This is a genomic window from Streptomyces sp. SID5643 (assembly GCF_009872555.1).
Taxonomy (GTDB): Bacteria; Actinomycetota; Actinomycetes; order Streptomycetales; family Streptomycetaceae; genus Streptomyces; species Streptomyces iakyrus.
Map to the genome: position 1 here is coordinate 1 of NZ_WWIC01000250.1, position 17,801 is coordinate 17,801.

Annotated in this window: 11 protein-coding genes; 8 read left to right on the forward strand and 3 right to left on the reverse strand. The window is 70.3% G+C overall.

Annotation, left to right across the window (positions count from 1 at the left end; translation table 11 throughout):
* The first annotated feature begins 265 nt into the window (after positions 1-265).
* The 6 genes from rok7B7 (at position 266) to GTY56_RS27650 (ending at position 8,743) form a co-directional block, all read left to right on the forward strand.
* Positions 266-1,477: an ROK family transcriptional regulator gene (rok7B7, locus tag GTY56_RS27625; protein ID WP_161368024.1), complete on the forward strand. Its 1,212-nt coding sequence runs from the start codon at positions 266-268 to the stop codon at positions 1,475-1,477.
* A 133-nt stretch (positions 1,478-1,610) separates the two neighbouring features.
* Positions 1,611-2,711 (forward strand): ABC transporter substrate-binding protein, encoded by a 1,101-nt coding sequence (locus GTY56_RS27630; RefSeq protein ID WP_161368067.1) that lies wholly within the window; start codon positions 1,611-1,613, stop codon positions 2,709-2,711.
* 189 nt (positions 2,712-2,900) lie between these two features.
* Positions 2,901-3,692 carry an ATP-binding cassette domain-containing protein gene (locus tag GTY56_RS27635; RefSeq protein ID WP_010033972.1) on the forward strand — a complete coding sequence of 264 codons (792 nt, stop codon included), beginning with the start codon at positions 2,901-2,903 and terminating at the stop codon, positions 3,690-3,692.
* Entirely contained in the window at positions 3,689-4,981 is a 1,293-nt protein-coding gene (locus GTY56_RS27640; protein WP_107453449.1) for a sugar ABC transporter permease, read from the forward strand. Before GTY56_RS27635 ends, GTY56_RS27640 begins: the two co-directional genes overlap by 4 nt.
* A gap of 182 nt (positions 4,982-5,163) precedes the next feature.
* Positions 5,164-7,086 carry a 1-deoxy-D-xylulose-5-phosphate synthase gene (gene dxs / locus GTY56_RS27645; protein WP_161368025.1) on the forward strand — a complete coding sequence of 641 codons (1,923 nt, stop codon included), beginning with the start codon at positions 5,164-5,166 and terminating at the stop codon, positions 7,084-7,086.
* Between the two features lie 136 nt (positions 7,087-7,222).
* A complete protein-coding gene (locus GTY56_RS27650; RefSeq protein ID WP_161368026.1) occupies positions 7,223-8,743 on the forward strand; it encodes an amino acid permease in 1,521 nt (506 codons plus the stop codon).
* Between the two features lie 214 nt (positions 8,744-8,957).
* Here GTY56_RS27650 and GTY56_RS27655 read toward each other — a convergent pair whose 3' ends face one another.
* Positions 8,958-9,329, reverse strand: a complete 372-nt coding sequence (locus GTY56_RS27655; protein WP_161368027.1) for a PIN domain-containing protein — start codon at positions 9,327-9,329, stop codon at positions 8,958-8,960.
* Between the two features lie 81 nt (positions 9,330-9,410).
* Between GTY56_RS27655 and GTY56_RS27660 the strand changes: the two genes are divergently transcribed.
* A complete protein-coding gene (locus GTY56_RS27660) occupies positions 9,411-10,430 on the forward strand; it encodes a PLL family lectin (protein WP_161368028.1) in 1,020 nt (339 codons plus the stop codon).
* Between the two features lie 305 nt (positions 10,431-10,735).
* On the opposite strand, the gene GTY56_RS27665 is transcribed toward GTY56_RS27660, so the two are convergent.
* Positions 10,736-12,865, reverse strand: a complete 2,130-nt coding sequence (locus GTY56_RS27665; protein ID WP_161368029.1) for a 3-hydroxyacyl-CoA dehydrogenase NAD-binding domain-containing protein — start codon at positions 12,863-12,865, stop codon at positions 10,736-10,738.
* The gene (locus tag GTY56_RS27670) at positions 12,862-14,079 is read right to left on the reverse strand and encodes an acetyl-CoA C-acyltransferase (protein ID WP_161368030.1); all 1,218 of its coding nucleotides are present in this window, start codon (positions 14,077-14,079) and stop codon (positions 12,862-12,864) included. Before GTY56_RS27670 ends, GTY56_RS27665 begins: the two co-directional genes overlap by 4 nt.
* Before the next feature lie 303 nt (positions 14,080-14,382).
* Here GTY56_RS27670 and GTY56_RS27675 point away from each other — a divergent pair, with 303 nt between their 5' ends.
* Complete coding sequence (locus GTY56_RS27675; protein ID WP_161368031.1) at positions 14,383-17,796, forward strand: WD40 repeat domain-containing protein; 3,414 nt, start codon at positions 14,383-14,385, stop codon at positions 17,794-17,796.
* The last annotated feature ends 5 nt before the right edge of the window (positions 17,797-17,801 follow it).

Here is a 17,801-nt window from a genome sequence, read left to right on the forward strand (position 1 = left end):
TCGCGCCGTTCCGAGGACGGACACCCCCCGGCGCGGCCCCGGCCCACCACCCGGCGGCAGGCGAAGACGCGTACCCCCGAACAGCCGCGCAGGCCGCCGCAGGCAGAAAGCGCGTACCCCCACATAGCGCTCCGCGACGACCCGCGCACACCCCGGAATCAGTTCAACCTCTTGACGGGAGGCAACCCGAACGGCTCAGCTTAGAGTTCACTAGTTGGACATAGACGGGGTCTCATCGAAGCGGCCCCGTGCGCAGGAGGTCGTCGTGGAGACTCCGGGGTCGCAGTCATCGCTGCACCGAGCCAACCTGGAGCGGGTCGTACGAGCCGTGCGCCTGGCGGGCTCCCTCACCCAGGCCGAGATCGCGCGGACGACAGGCCTGTCCGCGGCGACGGTCTCCAACATCGTCCGGGAGTTGAAGGACGGCGGCACCGTCGAGGTCACGCCGACCTCCGCCGGCGGCCGCAGGGCCCGCAGCGTGTCGCTGAGCGGCGACGCCGGCATCGTCATCGGCGTCGACTTCGGCCACACCCACCTCCGCGTCGCCATCGGCAACCTCGCCCACCAGGTCCTGGCCGAGGAGTCCGAGCCGCTGGACGTCGACGCCTCGTCGACCCAGGGCTTCGACCGCGCGGAACAGCTGGTCACCCGCCTGATCGAAGCCACCGGCGTGGACCGCTCCAAGATCGCCGGCGTCGGCCTCGGCGTCCCCGGCCCCATCGACGTCGAATCCGGCACCCTCGGCTCGACGGCGATCCTCCCCGGCTGGACCGGCACCAAGCCCGCCGAGGAACTCCGCGGCCGCCTCGGCGTCCCCGTGCACGTGGACAACGACGCCAACCTCGGCGCCCTGGGGGAGATGGTCTGGGGCAGCGGCCGGGGCGTCCGCGACCTGGCCTACATCAAGGTCGCCAGCGGCGTCGGCGCCGGCCTGGTGATCAGCGGCAAGATCTACCGCGGCCCCGGCGGCACCGCAGGAGAAATCGGGCATATTACACTCGATGAGTCCGGCCCCGTCTGCCGCTGTGGGAACCGCGGCTGCCTGGAGACCTTCGCGGCCGCGCGCTACGTGCTCCCGCTCCTCCAGTCCAGTCACGGCACCGATCTGACCATGGAGGGCGTCGTACGGCTGGCGCGGGACGGAGATCCGGGCTGCCGTCGGGTGATCGCCGACGTCGGCCGCCACATCGGCAGTGGAGTGGCCAATCTCTGCAACCTGCTGAACCCGAGCCGCGTGGTCCTCGGCGGTGATCTCGCCGAGGCCGGTGAGCTGGTGCTCGGGCCGATCCGGGAGTCCGTCGGCCGCTACGCCATCCCCAGCGCGGCACGCCAGTTGTCCGTTCTCCCCGGTGCTCTCGGAGGCCGTGCGGAAGTGCTCGGAGCGCTCGCCCTCGCCCTCAGCGAGATGGGTGATTCGACCCTTTTGGATGGGACGGCTCCCAGTGCGCTGAAGGCAGTCACTCCTGCCTTCACTTAGAGAACGGATGGCACCGTTGCCATCTCGTTAAGGATTTACTTCTTGACGTCGCACGTGTGGCCGAGTTGACTTCCAGCCACCTCGGCCGCAATGTCGCGGCCTCGTCAGGGAGGTTTCTGAAGTGAACACGCGTATGCGTCGCGCCGCTGTCGCTATTGCCGCCGGTGCGATGGCTGTTTCGCTTGCTGCCTGTGGCAGCGCCAAGGAGTCGGGCGACAACGCCGACTCCACCGGGTCCGCCAAGAAGGGCGACGACATCAAGGTCGGCCTGCTCCTTCCCGAGAACGCGACCGCCCGTTACGAGAAGTTCGACCGCCCCCTCATCGAGGAGAAGGTCAAGGAGCTCACCAACGGCAAGGGCGAGGTCGTCTACGCCAACGCCAAGCAGGACGCCAGCACGCAGAACCAGCAGGTCGACACGATGGTGACCAACAAGGTCGACGTGCTGATCGTGGACGCTGTCGACTCCAAGGCGATCGCCGGCTCGGTGAAGAAGGCCAAGGACGCGGGCATCCCCGTCGTCGCCTACGACCGCCTGGCCGAGGGCCCGATCGACGCCTACACCTCGTTCGACAACGAGACCGTCGGCAAGACCCAGGGCGAGGCCCTGCTGAAGGCCCTGGGTGACAAGGCCAAGGACGGCCAGATCGTCATGATGAACGGGTCCTCCACCGACCCGAACGCCGCCCAGTTCAAGAAGGGCGCGCACTCCGTGCTCGACGGCAAGGTGAAGGTCGGCCGCGAGTACGACACCAAGGAGTGGAAGCCGGAGAACGCCAACTCCAACATGGAAGGCGCCATCTCCGCCCTCGGCAAGGACAAGATCGTCGGCGTGTACTCCGCCAACGACGGCATGGCGGGCGGCATCATCACCGCCCTGAAGGCCGCCGGCATCGCCGACATCCCCGTCACCGGCCAGGACGCCGAACTCGCCGGTGTGCAGCGCATCGTCACCGGTGAGCAGTACATGAGCGTCTACAAGCCCTACCCGCAGGAGGCGGACGTCGCGGCCGAGATGGCCGTCGCCCTCGCCCAGGGCAAGTCGCTCGACTCGATCGCCAAGGACAAGGTCGACAGCCCGACCACCAAGGCCATCCCCTCCGTCCTCGTCCCGGTCGTCTCGCTGACGAAGGACAACATCAAGGACACCGTCATCAAGGACGGCATCTACACCGTGAACGAGATCTGCACGGGCAAGTACAAGGCCGCCTGCGACAAGATCGGCCTCAACTAAGAAGCCGCCACGTCCCCTGAGGGCACGGGAGTCCGGACCGGACTCCCGTGACTCCGTGCGGGGACAGGCCGCCCCCGAGTTCCTCCGGCGCCCCGCCACATCAGCCCCGCAAGCTATGCGGGGCGCCGGAGTGATCACTCCTCCCCACCCCTTCTGCACAACCTCCCGCCGGGTCAGGCGGCGAAGGAGATGGTTCACGTGTCCGCTACGCCCGTGCTGGCGTTGCGCGGGGTCTCCAAGCGGTTCGGTGCCGTTCAGGCGCTCACCGACGTAGAGCTTGAGGTCCACGCCGGTGAAGTGGTCGCCCTGGTCGGCGACAACGGAGCCGGAAAGTCCACGCTGGTCAAGACGATCGCCGGCGTGCACCCCATCGATGAGGGTGTCATCGAATGGGACGGCAGGTCCGTCCAGATCAACAAGCCGCACGACGCCCAGAACCTGGGCATCGCGACCGTCTACCAGGACCTCGCGCTGTGCGACAACATCGACGTCGTCGGCAACCTCTACCTGGGCCGGGAGATCCGCAAGCGCGGCGTCCTGGACGAGGTGGAGATGGAGCGCCGCTCCCGCGAGCTGCTCGACACGCTGTCGATCCGCATCCCCAGCGTGCGCATCCCGATCGCCTCGCTCTCCGGCGGTCAGCGCCAGACCGTGGCCATCGCCCGATCCATGCTCGGCGAGCCCAAGCTGGTCATCCTCGACGAGCCCACCGCCGCCCTCGGCGTCGAGCAGACCGCGCAGGTCCTCGACCTGGTCGAGCGGCTGCGCGAGCGCGGCCACGCCGTGATCCTCATCAGCCACAACATGGCCGACGTGAAGGCCGTCGCGGACAAGGTCGCCGTGCTGCGCCTCGGCCGCAACAACGGCGTCTTCGAGGTCAAGTCGACCTCGCAGGAAGAGATCATCTCCGCCATCACCGGCGCCACCGACAACGCCGTGACCCGCCGTGCGGCGCGCACGAACGGGGAGGTTTCCAAGTGAGCATCGACAAGACCTCCGCGGCTCCGGACGACCACGTCGTGGAGAACCCCGAGGCGGCCAAGGCCGCCGTCACGGTGGTCGACCCCCGGCTGCTGGTGCGCGAGCAGGGCCTCAAGGGCTACGTCAGCGAGTTCAAGCGGAAGATGAAGTCCGGCGACCTGGGCTCCATCCCCGTCGTCATCGGCCTCGCCATCATCTGGCTCATCTTCACGAGCCTGAACTCCAACTTCCTCACCGCGGGCAACCTGTCCGACATGTCCGTCGCCATGGTCGGCACGGGCATGATCGCCGTCGGCATCGTGTTCGTGCTGCTGCTCGGCGAGATCGACCTGTCGGTCGGCTCGGTCTCCGGTGTGGCGGGCGCGAGTTTCGCGGTGCTGAACGTCACCAACGGCATGAACGAGTGGCTCGCCTTCGTGCTGGCCATCCTCACCGGCACGGTCGCCGGCGTGCTGCACGGCTTCTTCTTCGCGAAGATCGGCGTGCCCGCCTTCGCCGTCACCCTGGCCGGTCTGCTGTTCTGGAACGGCTTCATGCTCCAGATCCTCGGCGACAACGGCACCATCAACCTCGACCCGGACGGGGTCGTCGCCCAGCTGACCAGCTACTACTTCTCCGACGTGGCCGCCGCGTACGGTCTGGCCGCGGTGGTGACCGCCGGGTTCTTCCTCAGCTCCTTCCTCGGCAACCGGCGCCGCGAGGCTGCCGGTGTGCCGTCGCGGCCGCTGAGCGAGACCATCGTGCGGACCGTGCTGCTGGCGGTGCTCGCCTTCACCGTCGCCATCGTCTTCAACCAGTACAAGGGCCTGCCGCTCGCCGTGGTGATCTTCATCGCGGTGCTGCTGGTCACGGACTTCGTGCTGCGGCGCACGGCGTACGGCCGGAAGGTGTTCGCGCTCGGCGGCAGCGTCGAGGCGTCCCGCCGGGCCGGCATCAACGTGGAGATGGTCCGGATCTCGGTGTTCGCGATCTCCGGCACCTTCGCGGCGGTGGGCGGCCTGTTCATCGCCTCGAAGATCGCCGCGGCCAACCAGGGTGCCGGCGGCGGTGACCTGCTGATGAACGCGATCGCCGCGGCGGTCATCGGCGGCACGTCGCTGTTCGGCGGCCGTGGACGGACCTGGAACGCACTGCTCGGTGTGCTCGTGATCGTGTCGATCCAGTACGGCCTCGCGCTGGAGGGCATCGCCTCCCCGGTGCAGTACATGATCACCGGTGGTGTGCTGTTGGCCACGGTCGTCATCGACGCCGTCACCCGTAAGACGCAGAAGACCGCAGGGCGCGCGTAGCTCCGGCGGACACCCGCTGTGCCCGGTACCTCTCAGGTACCGGGCACAGCTGTGTCGTAGGCGTGGCGCACCATGGGTAGAGCCGAACGCGTGACGTACGACGCACAGCCTCGGCGCCGCCCGCGAAGGCGGAACATTAGACTCGACAAGCCCGGCAACAGCTCTACTGCAAGGAGGCACGGGTGCCGCTGCTGACCCGTATCAGGGGACCGCGCGATCTGGACCGGCTCAACCTGGAGGAGCTGAACCAGCTGGCGGAGGAGATCCGCAGCTTCCTCGTCGAAGCGGTCTCCAAGACCGGCGGTCACCTCGGCCCCAACCTCGGCGTGGTGGAGCTCACCATCGCCCTGCACCGGGTCTTCGACTCGCCCAAGGACAAGGTGCTCTGGGACACCGGCCACCAGTCCTACGTCCACAAGCTGCTCACCGGCCGTCAGGACTTCTCGAAGCTGAAGATGAAGGGCGGCCTGTCCGGCTACCCCTCACAGGCCGAGTCCGAGCACGACGTCATCGAGAACTCGCACGCCTCGACCGTCCTCGGCTGGGCCGACGGCATCGCCAAGGCCAACCAGATCCTGGAGCGCGACGACCACGTCGTGGCCGTGATCGGTGACGGCGCGCTGACCGGCGGCATGGCCTGGGAGGCGCTCAACAACATCGCCGACGCCAAGGACCGTCCGCTCGTCATCGTCGTCAACGACAACGAGCGGTCCTACGCGCCGACCATCGGCGGCCTCGCCAACCACCTGGCGACGCTGCGCACCACCGACGGCTACGAGCGCTTCCTCGCCCGCACCAAGGAGGTCCTGGAGCGCACGCCCGTCGTCGGACGGCCGCTCTACGACACCCTGCACGGCGCGAAGAAGGGCCTGAAGGACTTCATCGCCCCGCAGGGCATGTTCGAGGACCTCGGCCTGAAGTACGTCGGGCCGATCGACGGACACGACCTGGAGGCCCTGGAGTCCGCGCTGGCCAAGGCCAAGCGGTTCGGCGGGCCCGTCATCGTGCACTGCCTCACCGAGAAGGGCCGCGGCTACCAGCCGGCCCTCCAGGACGAGGCGGACCGCTTCCACGCCGTCGGCAAGATCCACCCCGACACGGGCCTGCCGATCGCCAGCTCCGGCGCCGACTGGACGTCCGTCTTCGGCGAGGAGATGGTCAAGCTCGGCGAGGAGCGCGAGGACATCGTCGCCATCACGGCCGCCATGCTCCAGCCGGTCGGCCTGGACAAGTTCGCCAAACGCTTCCCCAAGCGGGTCTACGACGTCGGCATCGCCGAACAGCACGGCGCCGTCTCCGCGGCCGGCCTGGCCACCGGCGGCGTCCACCCGGTGTTCGCGGTGTACGCCACGTTCCTCAACCGCGCCTTCGACCAGGTCCTGATGGACGTGGCCCTGCACAAGTGCGGCGTCACCTTCGTCCTTGACCGGGCCGGGGTCACCGGCACCGACGGGGCTTCCCACAACGGCATGTGGGACATGTCGATCCTCCAGGTCGTGCCCGGTCTGCGGCTGGCCGCGCCGCGCGACGCCGACCAGGTGCGCGCGCAGCTGCGGGAGGCCGTCGCCGTCGATGACGCGCCGACCGTGGTCCGCTTCTCCAAGGGCGCCGTCGGCCCCGCCGTACCGGCCGTGCGCCGCGTCGGCGGCATGGACGTCCTGCGCGAGCCCGGCACCGACCGGCCGGACGTCCTGCTGGTCTCCGTCGGTGCCCTCGCGCCGATGTGCCTGGAGATCGCCGGCCTGCTCGACAAGCAGGGCATCTCCACGACGGTCGTCGACCCGCGCTGGGTCAAGCCCGTCGACGAGGCCATGGCCCCGCTCGCCGAGCAGCACCGCGTGGTCGTCACCGTCGAGGACAACAGCCGCGTGGGCGGCGTCGGCTCGGCGATCGCCCAGGCGTTGCGCGACGCGGGCGTCGACGTGCCGCTGCGCGACTTCGGTATCCCGCCGCGCTTCCTCGACCACGCCTCCCGCGCCGAGGTCCTCGCCGAGATCGGGCTCACCGCGCCGGACATCGCCCGCCAGGTGACCGGGCTGGTCGCCCGCCTCGACGGCCGCTATGACCGCTCCCCTTCGGACGCCGTGGAGTCCGCGCGCGACTGACACCGCTGAATGGGCCGGTTTCACCACCGTGAAGGGTGGTGAAACCGGCCCATTGGCGTGAATCCTCCCCTGCCAGGGCATACGGATGGTGCCCCCTCTCGATCATGTCGAGGACGACAAGCGTGGGAGGTACCCCGTGAGCAGTACCCTCTTCCGGACGAAGAAGGTCGAGCAGTCCATCCTCGACACCGAGGAGCCAGAGCACGCGCTCAAGAAGTCCTTGTCGGCGCTGGATCTGACCGTCTTCGGCGTCGGTGTGATCATCGGTACCGGCATCTTCGTACTCACCGGCACCGTCGCCAAGGACAACGCCGGTCCCGCGACGGCTCTGGCCTTCGTGGCGGCCGGCATCGCCTGCGCCCTGGCCGCCCTCTGCTACGCCGAGTTCGCGTCCACGGTCCCGGTCGCCGGGTCCGCCTACACGTTCTCGTACGCCTCCCTCGGTGAACTGCCCGCCTGGATCATCGGATGGGACCTCGTCCTGGAGTTCGCGCTCGGCACGGCGGTGGTGGCCGTCGGCTGGTCGGGCTACATCCAGTCACTCATGGACAACGCGGGCTGGCAGATGCCCGCGGGCCTGGGCAGCCGGGAGGGCGCCGACGCCTTCGGCTTCGACATCCTGGCCGCCGTGCTCGTCCTCGTCCTGACCGGCATCCTCGTGCTCGGCATGAAGCTGTCGGCGCGGATCACGTCGCTGGTCGTCGCCATCAAGGTGACGGTCGTCCTCGTCGTGATCATCGCGGGCGCGTTCCTCGTCAAGGGCGAGAACTACGACCCGTTCATCCCGAAGGAGAAGCCCGTCGAGGCCGGCTCCAGTCTCGATTCCCCGCTGATCCAGCTGATGTTCGGCTGGGCTCCCTCCAACTTCGGCGTGATGGGCATCTTCACCGCCGCCTCGGTCGTGTTCTTCGCCTTCATCGGCTTCGACGTCGTGGCCACGGCCGCCGAGGAGACCAAGAACCCGCAGCGCGACATGCCCCGCGGCATCCTCGGCTCCCTCCTGATCTGCACGACGCTGTACGTCCTCGTGTCGATCGTCGTCACCGGCATGCAGCACTACAGCCAGCTGTCCGTCGACGCCCCGCTCGCCGACGCGTTCAAGGCGACCGGGCATCCGTGGTTCGCGGGCTTCATCAGCTTCGGCGCCGCGGTCGGCCTGACGACGGTCTGCATGATCCTGCTGCTCGGCCAGACCCGGGTGTTCTTCGCGATGAGCCGGGACGGGCTGCTGCCGCGGTTCTTCTCGCGCGTCCACCCGCGGTTCAAGACGCCGCACCGGCCGACCATCCTGCTCGGCGTGATCATCGCGATCCTCGCCGGGTTCACGCCGCTGACCGAGCTCGCCGCGCTGGTGAACATCGGCACGCTGTTCGCCTTCGTGGTCGTCGCCATCGGTGTGATCATCCTCCGCAAGTCCCGCCCCGACCTGCCCCGGGCCTTCCGCACCCCGTGGGTGCCGGTGATCCCGATCCTGTCGGTCTGCGCGTCCCTGTGGCTGATGATCAACCTTCCCGCCGAGACGTGGGTCCGCTTCGCCATCTGGATGGCCGCCGGCTTCCTCCTCTACTTCCTGTACGGACGCACGCACAGCCGCCTGGCGCGCCGCGAGCCGGGAGAGGAGCAGCCGACCGTGGGTGGTGGCACGCCGACGCCGTAGACGGCTGCGGCTGTGGCTTCGCCTTCCGCCGGGGGGTGAGTCGGGGCCGCGCCGGGGGGTGTCCGTCCTCGGAACGGCGCGACGGGGTCGGACGCCGACCGACTCCCCGTTGACGCGCCGACCGCTGCGGGCGGACGCCCCCCGACATGTCCCCTCGGACACGTCTCCTTGCGTCGTCCTTCACGGACCCCCGGCCACCCCCGACGCCCAGCCCCTAGGGACGAACTGTCCGCGGCCCCGCCACCTCCGCCCCCAGCTCCCCGACCCGCCTGCGCAGCTCCCGGTCCGCCGTGACCACCAGGACCGAACGGTCGCCGGCCGCCGCGACGACCTCGACGATGTGATCGTCTCCACTGCCCGGCGCCGAGGACACCCGTACCCCCGGCACGGACTCCACTCCCCGCGCCGCCCCCTCCACCACCAGGACGATCTCCACCGGGCCGGAGACGGCGGGGACCCCCTCCGCAGCCAGCCGGTCCCGCAGCCGTTGTGCCGCACCCCGGCGGTCCCGCCACCAGCCGTCCGGCACCGACCCGACGACGTTCGCCGCGTCGACGACGACCAGAACAGGCGTATGGGCGTTCATGTGGCCAGGGTCGCACGGCAGATGGCCGCACGGCGGGGCCGGGCGGCGCGCCGGGCCCCGCCGTCCGCATAAAGTGAACAGGTGAACGGCGACTGGCTCCTCCGCGGCCGCGACGGCCGCCTCACCGTCTACCTGCCCTCCGGCGACGCCGTCCTGTGCCGTGCGGAACGCGGCCCCGCCGGCCCCTGGGAGGACGTCCCCCGCACCGTCGGCGGCAGCCAGAAGCTGCACCCGGGCGCGGCAATCGGCCAGGGCCCGGACGGGTACGCCCACCTGGCCGCCTGGCGGCCCACCGTGCCCGGGGAGTCGGGGCTCGTGCACTCCACACACTTCCGGCCCGGACTCGCGGCCCTGGACTGGGTCCCGATCGGACACCCGGACCGGAAGGGCGATCGGACGGGCCCGCCGGCCGTCGCCGTCGACGGCGCGGGGCGCGGCTACGTCTTCGTCCGGAACGGCAACGGCGGGGTCAGCCTGCGCAACCAGAAGGTCAAGGGCGGCTGGAGCTCCTGGCAGAACCTCGAAGGGGTCGACGTCGAGGGCGAGTTGGCCGCCGTGACGGGGGAGTCGGGGCTGGTGGAGCTGTACGCCGCCGCCCCCGGCGGAATCCTGCACTGGCGGCAGGAGGGGGACGGGAAGCGGCCGGTGCGGACCGAGGGTGTCGACGCACCCGTGCGCCCGGGCACCCTGCGCGCGCTCGCCACGTCCGCCGAGCACACCACCCTCTTCTTCACCGACACCTCGGGCGACCTGTGCGCCTGGCGTCCCGGTGAGAAGCCGACGACCCTCCTCACGTCCGCCGGCCCCGGCCCGGTCGCCGCCGTACGGTGTGAGATCGAGGGGCACGACTGCACCGTGCTCGCGCAGCGGTCGGCGAGCGGCAGGGTGGCCTTCGCCGCGTACCCCACCGAGCAGGAGCCGGCCGGTGCCTGGTGGACCGAGTCCGGACCCCGGCTGCCCGCGGACACCGTGGTGTCGGTGGCGCTCGACGAGCACGGGGAGGTCGTCGCGGCCTCCCAGTCGCCCTCGACGGGCACCGTGCTGCTCACCCGGCGCAAGGACGAGCCGGGGCTCGCCCTGGAGGCCTGGCGGGAGATCTGACCCGCGTCGGACCCGGTCCGTTCCTGGTCACCCGCACCGACTGGGTGCCGCGGACGAAGACGGACGTGTCGTTCGCCTCGGCCGACGCGGTGCCCGCGACCCCGGGCGTCCAGCCGTGGCCCGACGGGAACTGCCGGCACCAACTGGCCCGTCGTAGAAGGAGCGGTCGTCGGACTGCTTGAGCTTCTTGTGGTCGGTGCGGAAGAGCTGGAGGTCGATGCCCTCGCTGTTGGCGCCCGGCATGCGGAGAGGGGGGCGGGTGCACGGACTGTCACCGTACGCCCACCCCCCTCAGGGATAACGCGTTAAGCCGGGACGCTCGCGACGCCCTGCGCCAGGAACCTCTTGCCGTTCACGCGCTCGGAGACACCCTCGCGGTCCAGGTACGGCGTGATGCCGCCCAGGTGGAAGGGCCAGCCGGCACCCGTGATGAGGCACAGGTCGATGTCCTGGGCCTCGGCGACGACGCCCTCGTCGAGCATGATGCCGATCTCCTGCGCCACCGCGTCGAGCACGCGCTCGCGCACCTGCTCCTCCGTCAGGACGGTGTCGCCCTGCTTCAGCAGCGCGGCGACCTCCGGGTCCAGCTCCGGCTTGCCGGAGTCGTAGACGTAGAAGCCGCGCTTGCCCGCCTTGACGACGGCCGCGAGGTTCGGGGAGACCGTGAAGCGGTCCGGGAAGGCCCGGTTGAGGGTCTCCGAGACGTGCAGCCCGATCGCGGGACCGACCAGCTCCAGCAGCACCAGGGGCGACATCGGCAGACCGAGCGGCTCGACGGCCTTCTCGGCGACCTCGACCGGGGTGCCCTCGTCGATGACGTTCTGGATCTCGCCCATGAAACGGGTCAGGATGCGGTTCACGACGAACGCCGGGGCGTCCTTGGTGAGGACCGCGGTCTTCTTCAGCTTCTTGGCGACGGCGAAGGCCGTGGCCAGGGAGGCGTCGTCGGTCTTCTCGCCGCGGACGATCTCCAGCAGCGGGAGGACGGCGACCGGGTTGAAGAAGTGGAAGCCCACGACCCGCTCGGGGTTCTTCAGCTTCGACGCCATCTCCGAGACGGAGAGGGAGGAGGTGTTCGTCGCGAAGATGGCGTGCGCCGGGGCGACCGCCTCGACCTCCGCGAACACCTGCTGCTTGACGCCGATCTCCTCGAACACGGCCTCGATGACGAAGTCCGCGTCCGCGAAGCCCTCGGCCTTGTCCAGCACACCGGACACCAGCGCCTTGAGGCGGTTGGCCTTGTCCTGGTTGATCCGGCCCTTGCCGAGCAGCTTGTCGATCTCGGCGTGGACGTAGCCCACACCCTTGTCGACGCGCTCCTGGTCGATGTCCGTGAGGACGACCGGGACCTCCAGGCGGCGCAGGAACAGCAGCGCGAGCTGGCTGGCCATCAGGCCGGCGCCGACGACACCGACCTTGGTGACCGGGCGGGCCAGGGACTTGTCCGGGGCGCCGGCGGGGCGCTTGCCGCGCTTCTGCACCAGGTTGAAGGCGTAGATGCCGGAGCGCAGTTCGCCGCCCATGATGAGGTCGGCGAGGGCCCTGTCCTCGGCGTCGTAACCCTGCTGGAGGTCGCCGTTCTTGGCGGCGGCGATGATGTCCAGGGCGCGGTAGGCGGCCGGGGCGGCGCCGTGCACCTTGGAGTCCGCGATGAAGCGGCCCTTGGCGACGGCCTGGTCCCAGGCCTCGCCGCGGTCGATCACCGGGCGTTCGATCTCCAGCTCGCCCTTGAGGACGGCGGCGGTCCAGATCAGCGACTGCTCCAGGAAGTCCGCGCCCTCGAAGATCGCGTCGGCGATCCCGAGCTCGTAGACCTGCTTGCCCTTGAGCTGCTTGTTCTGGTTGAGGCTGTTCTCGATGATCACCGAGACGGCCTTCTCGGGGCCGATCAGGTTCGGCAGCAGTGTGCAGCCGCCCCAGCCCGGGACGAGGCCCAGGAAGACCTCGGGCAGGGAGAACGCCGGGAGGGCCGCGGAGACGGTGCGGTAGGTGCAGTGCAGACCGACCTCGACACCGCCGCCCATCGCGGCGCCGTTGTAGTACGCGAAGGTCGGCACGGCCAGCTCGGACAGCCGCTTGAAGACCTCGTGGCCGCCCTTGCCGATGGCGAGCGCGTGCTCGTACTCCTTGAGGATCTCCACGCCCTTGAGGTCGGCGCCGACCGCGAAGATGAACGGCTTGCCGGTGATGCCGACGCCGATGATCTCGCCGTCCGCCGCCTCCTTCTCGACCTGGTCGATGGCGGTGTTCAGGTTCGCCAGCGAGGCCGGGCCGAAGGTGGTCGGCTTGGTGTGGTCGTGACCGTTGTCCAGGGTGATCAGGGCGAAGCGCCCGGCACCGAGGGGGAGGTCGAAGTGGCGTACGTGCGCACTCGTGACGACCTCGTCCGGGAACAGCTCGGAAGCCTGCTTGAGAAGCTCGGCGGTGGTGCTCACTTGTCCCCCTCGAAGTGCGGGTTCTCCCAGATGACCGTCGCGCCCATGCCGAAGCCGACGCACATGGTGGTCAGGCCGTAGCGGACGTGCGGCTGCTCCTCGAACTGGCGGGCCAGCTGCGTCATCAGGCGGACGCCGGAGGAGGCCAGCGGGTGGCCGAAGGCGATGGCGCCGCCGTACTGGTTGACGCGCTCGTCGTCGTCGGCGATGCCGTAGTGGTCCAGGAAGGCCAGGACCTGGACGGCGAAGGCCTCGTTGATCTCGAACAGGCCGATGTCGGAGATCGACAGGCCCGCCTGGGCCAGCGCCTTCTCCGTCGCCGGGATCGGGCCGTAGCCCATGACCTCCGGCTCCACGCCCGCGAAGGAGTAGGAGACCAGGCGCATCTTCACGGGGAGGCCGTTCTCCCGCGCGAACTCCTCGGAGGCGATCAGCGAGGCGGTGGCGCCGTCGTTCAGACCCGCCGCGTTACCGGCGGTGACCCGGCCGTGGACGCGGAAGGGGGTCTTCAGGCCCTGGAGGTTCTCCAGGGTCGTGCCCGGGCGCATCGGCTCGTCGGCGGTGACCAGGCCCCAGCCCGTCTCACCGGCCTCGGGGGAGGTGCGGCGGACCGAGACCGGCACCAGGTCGGCCTGGATCTTGCCGTTGGCGTACGCCTTGGCGGCCTTCTCCTGGGAGCGCACGGCGTACTCGTCGGCGCGCAGCTTGGTGATCTGCGGGTAACGGTCGTGCAGGTTCTCCGCGGTCATGCCCATGAACAGGGCCGACTCGTCCACCAGCTTCTCGGAGACGAACCGCGGGTTCGGGTCCACGCCCTCGCCCATGGGGTGACGGCCCATGTGCTCGACACCGCCGGCGACGGCCACGTCGTAGGCGCCGAAGGCGACGGAACCGGCGACCGAGGTGACGGCCGTCAGGGCGCCGGCGCACATGCGGTCGATGGAGTAGCCCGGCACGGACTGCGGGAGACCGGCGAGGATCCCGGCGGTGCGGCCGATGGTCAGGCCCTGGTCACCGATCTGCGTGGTCGCGGCGATGGCGACCTCGTCGATCTTCTTCGGGTCGAGTCCGGGGTTGCGGCGCAGCAGCTCCCGGATCGCCTTCACGACGAGGTCGTCGGCACGGGTCTCGTGGTAGATGCCCTTCGGGCCCGCCTTGCCGAACGGGGTGCGGACGCCGTCGACGAAGACGACGTCCCTGACGGTACGAGGCACGATGGCTCTCCTCCAGGGTCAGGAACTGCATTGCTGCTGCGATGCGCTGAGCGCGCGCTCAGGCCCATGCTACTTATGGGTAACGTAGCTGCACACCCCTGACAGGCGGAGCGGCGAAGGTCACACCTCCGTGGCTTGGCGAGCCCCCGATCGGTCGTACGCCGGGCGCGGGAGTGATCTCACGGTTCACCTGATGCCAGGGCCTCTCTCCTGCCACACTGAGTGACTGGGCCAACACGGCGCCTGCGCCGGGTCGAGTCGGGGGGAGCCAGACGAGCGGTGGGTGACCAGCCTGCTCCCGCGGTGGACATCGCAGCTCTGTTGGGCGCGATGCCCCCGCTCAGGGAGCGTGAAGAGATCAGACGCAGCCTGCTGTCACCCGGTCAGCCCGTGTTCGCCTATATCCGGGAGCGCGTGGCCGCTGAGGACGTCGCCACCCTGCGCGTACTGCGGGACGAGGACCGGCCTCTGCACCGGCTGCTGACGCCGAGGGCGGCCGCGGCGTCAAGCGTCCGATCCCTGGTCGGGCACGCGCCCTATCTGAAGGAGGAGCCGGCCGCGGCGCAGTCGCTCCGGGCCGCCGCGGCCATGGGCCTGGCGCTCGTCGGCGACGCCGGACAGAGCGCCGGCGAGATGGCCTCAGGACTGCTGTGGCTGCGCGGCAACCACGCCCACGTGGGCTGCGAGCACGCCGCGGCGCTCGCCCTCGGGGCCGCGACCGACGCCGGTCACGCCACCCGGATCCGCCGCCTGACGGACACCGTGCCCGAGGCCGACCGGGACCTGGCCCTGCCCGCGCTGACCTGGCTGCTCGCCCTCGACGGCGCCCTCCCCGAGGCCCGTACGGTGGCCACGGCAACCGTCCTGTTCGACGACGGACGCGGCGGTGTGCGGGGGACCCTTGCCGTCGCAGTGCTGCCGGAGGGGCCGCCCGGGCTGCTGCCCGACCCCCGCATCATGTCGGGTTTCCGCGGCGACGAGGGATTCCGGCAGTCGCTGCGGGCGGCTTGGGACGGCGCGGGCCAGGACCTCAGGAGTACGGCGCTCTGGTCCCTGACCGATGCCGACGGCGTGGTGGGCATGGTGGAGGACACATCGCTCGGCTGCGCCTTCGCGGTGCTGCTGGGTGAGGCCGCACGGGCCGGTCGTCGCTTACGGCCGCCCGCTCTGCGCAGGGTCAATCCGCGGACGGCGCTGGTCGGAGCTCTCGACCCCGACCGGCCCGGGACACTGGCCTCCGTGGGCGGGTACGAGGCCAAGCTGAAGGCCGCCGGGGCGGGCACCAACGTCGTCGTGCCCGCCGCGGACCGGGCCGACGCCGGGCGAGCCCTTGCGGGCGGCATCGTGGGTGGGCTCCTGTACGCCGCGACCGTCCAGGAGGCGGCGCGCGGGGCCCGCATGTGGGACCTCCCGGTGGTGAAGCGGTGGAGTGTCACCGTGGTGGCCGTGCTGATCGTCCTCCTGCTGATCAGCGTGTCCGTGATCAGAGCGATCAGAGAGTCTGGCGAGGCGGAAGCCCGCAAGGCGCTGGCGTCCGACCTGGCGGCCGAGGCGATGCTGCAACGGGGCACCGATCCGAGGCTCGCCGGCCTGCTCGGTCTGGCCGCCTACACCATCGAGCCGGACACGCCACGCGCCGTCCAGGCCATGCGCGACGTGCTGGAGGCGAACTCCGGGGTCCGGATGTCCTGGAGGGCGAGCCCGGCAGCGGTGAACGGCATCGCCGTCGACGACAAGCGGGGCCGCGTCCACACCTCGGGGGACGACCCGTACGTCAAGACCTGGGACCTGCTGACCGGTGAGGAACTCGGCAGGGCCGAGGGCGCCGTCACCGACCTCGTGTTCCACGAGGGAAGCGGTCTGCTCGCCGGCCGGGACGACAAGGCCGTGTCGGTCTACTCGGTGCTGGAGCCCGTTCCCCGGCTCATGGGAAGGCTCGACATCCCCTCGTGCGGGAGGAAGGACACCAAGCCCGTCGCAACCGCGTTCGCGGGCGAAGGCGTGCGACTGGTGGAGGTGCGGGACGACGGGGTCGTCGCCCAGTACGACACCACGACGCTGGAGGAGGTTTCCTGCCGGCGGCCGGGGGACCGGAAGGTGGACGGCCGGCCCGTCCCCATGGAACCCGGCAGCGTGCTCGACGCCGCGGTCGCGCCCGGCACGAACCCTGCCGGGAACGGTGAACTGCCGGAGGAGGAAAGGGCGTTGCTGCTCGTCGAATCCGATGACGTCTTCGCGGTCGGACTGGACAGCCACAAGGTCACCACCGAGATCCAGCGCGATGACATCCAGGGCGAGGCGTTCCAGATCACCGCCACCGACGCCGAGGTGTTCCTCGCGACCGCACAGGGGGTCCAGGCCTGGGACCGGCGCCAACGACGGCAACTCGCCTTTCCCGTCGGCGGACTCGCCTACCCGCCCCGCGCCATGGCCGAGCGGTCGAGCAGTGTGGTCATCGCCGGGGACAACGGCACGGCTCTCATTCCCGTGGGCACCGGTGACCAGGCGGTCGGCAGCCGAGACCTCGAGGAGCCGCGCGGCGGACCCGCCGTCACCGCCGCCGTCGGGGAACTCTTCACCGTGGTGGCCGCCGGACGCGGAGGACGCGTGAACGTACTCGACCGGCGGCCCGGCCCTCTCAGCGTCGACCCCGCCCCGGAGTCGGCCGTCGCGTCCTTCGGCCCGGACGGGCTGCTGGTCCTCACGGAGGGCACTTTCGACGGCTCCGACGGCGTGTTCACCATCGACCCGGACACGGTCCCCGAGATCTCGCTCAATCCGGCGACGCAGTCGTACGAACCCGTCGCGGAGTACTCGTCGGAGAGCTTCGACATCCGTGACGCCACCGTCAGAGGAAAGCTCGTCGCAGCCGTCGGCCGGCACGACGGCCAGTCGGTCGTCGGTGTATGGAGCAAGGAGGGCACCGTTCCCCGGACCCTGCGGGCTCCGGCTCTCGACCGCGCCGTCGACAGTACTGAACGGGCCCTGACCGCGGTCGCCTTCGTTCCAGGCGAGGACCTGCTCGTCGCCCGGCACGCCTCCGGACCCCTGGCCGTGTGGTCCACCAGGAGCTGGAAGCTCGTGAACACCCTCCAGGCCGGGCAGGGCTCCGGTCTCGCCGTGCACGGCCGCAAGGCTCTCGTCCTGGAAGACCCGGCGGGGGAAGACGCCCGCATCGTCCTCGCCGACCTGACGACCGGGGCCACGCGGGCGGCAGCCGCACCCGGCGCCGAGCGCATCGCCTGGAGTCACGACGGTTCCCACATCGCCGTGCTCGGCGGCGACAACACCGTGCGCTACCGGGATGCCGGCCTGAAGGAGACCGGCGAGCCCCTCGTCCTGCCGGCGACGACCGATCCGCCCAGGGCGCTGGCCCTGTCACCCGACGGCGGGCACATCGCCATCGCGGCGGGCGACGAGGTGCTCGTCCATGACACCACCACCGGCCTGCAGGCCCTTCCCGCCCTGCACAGTTCCGGCAGCCGGCAGATCACCCGCCTCACCTGGTCGCCGGACGGCGACTTCCTCGCGGGCGCGACTCGCCCGAGCGACGACGACGAGGCGGCCGGGCCCGTGAGCCTGTGGCGCGTCGACGGCATCGACTGGCAGGACCAGATCTGCCGCTGGACCGGTGGGGCCGACCTGACCACCGAGGAATGGCGAACCCACATCGGCGAACGCCACGACCACATCGACCTCTGCCCCGAGAGGAAGTGAGCCGT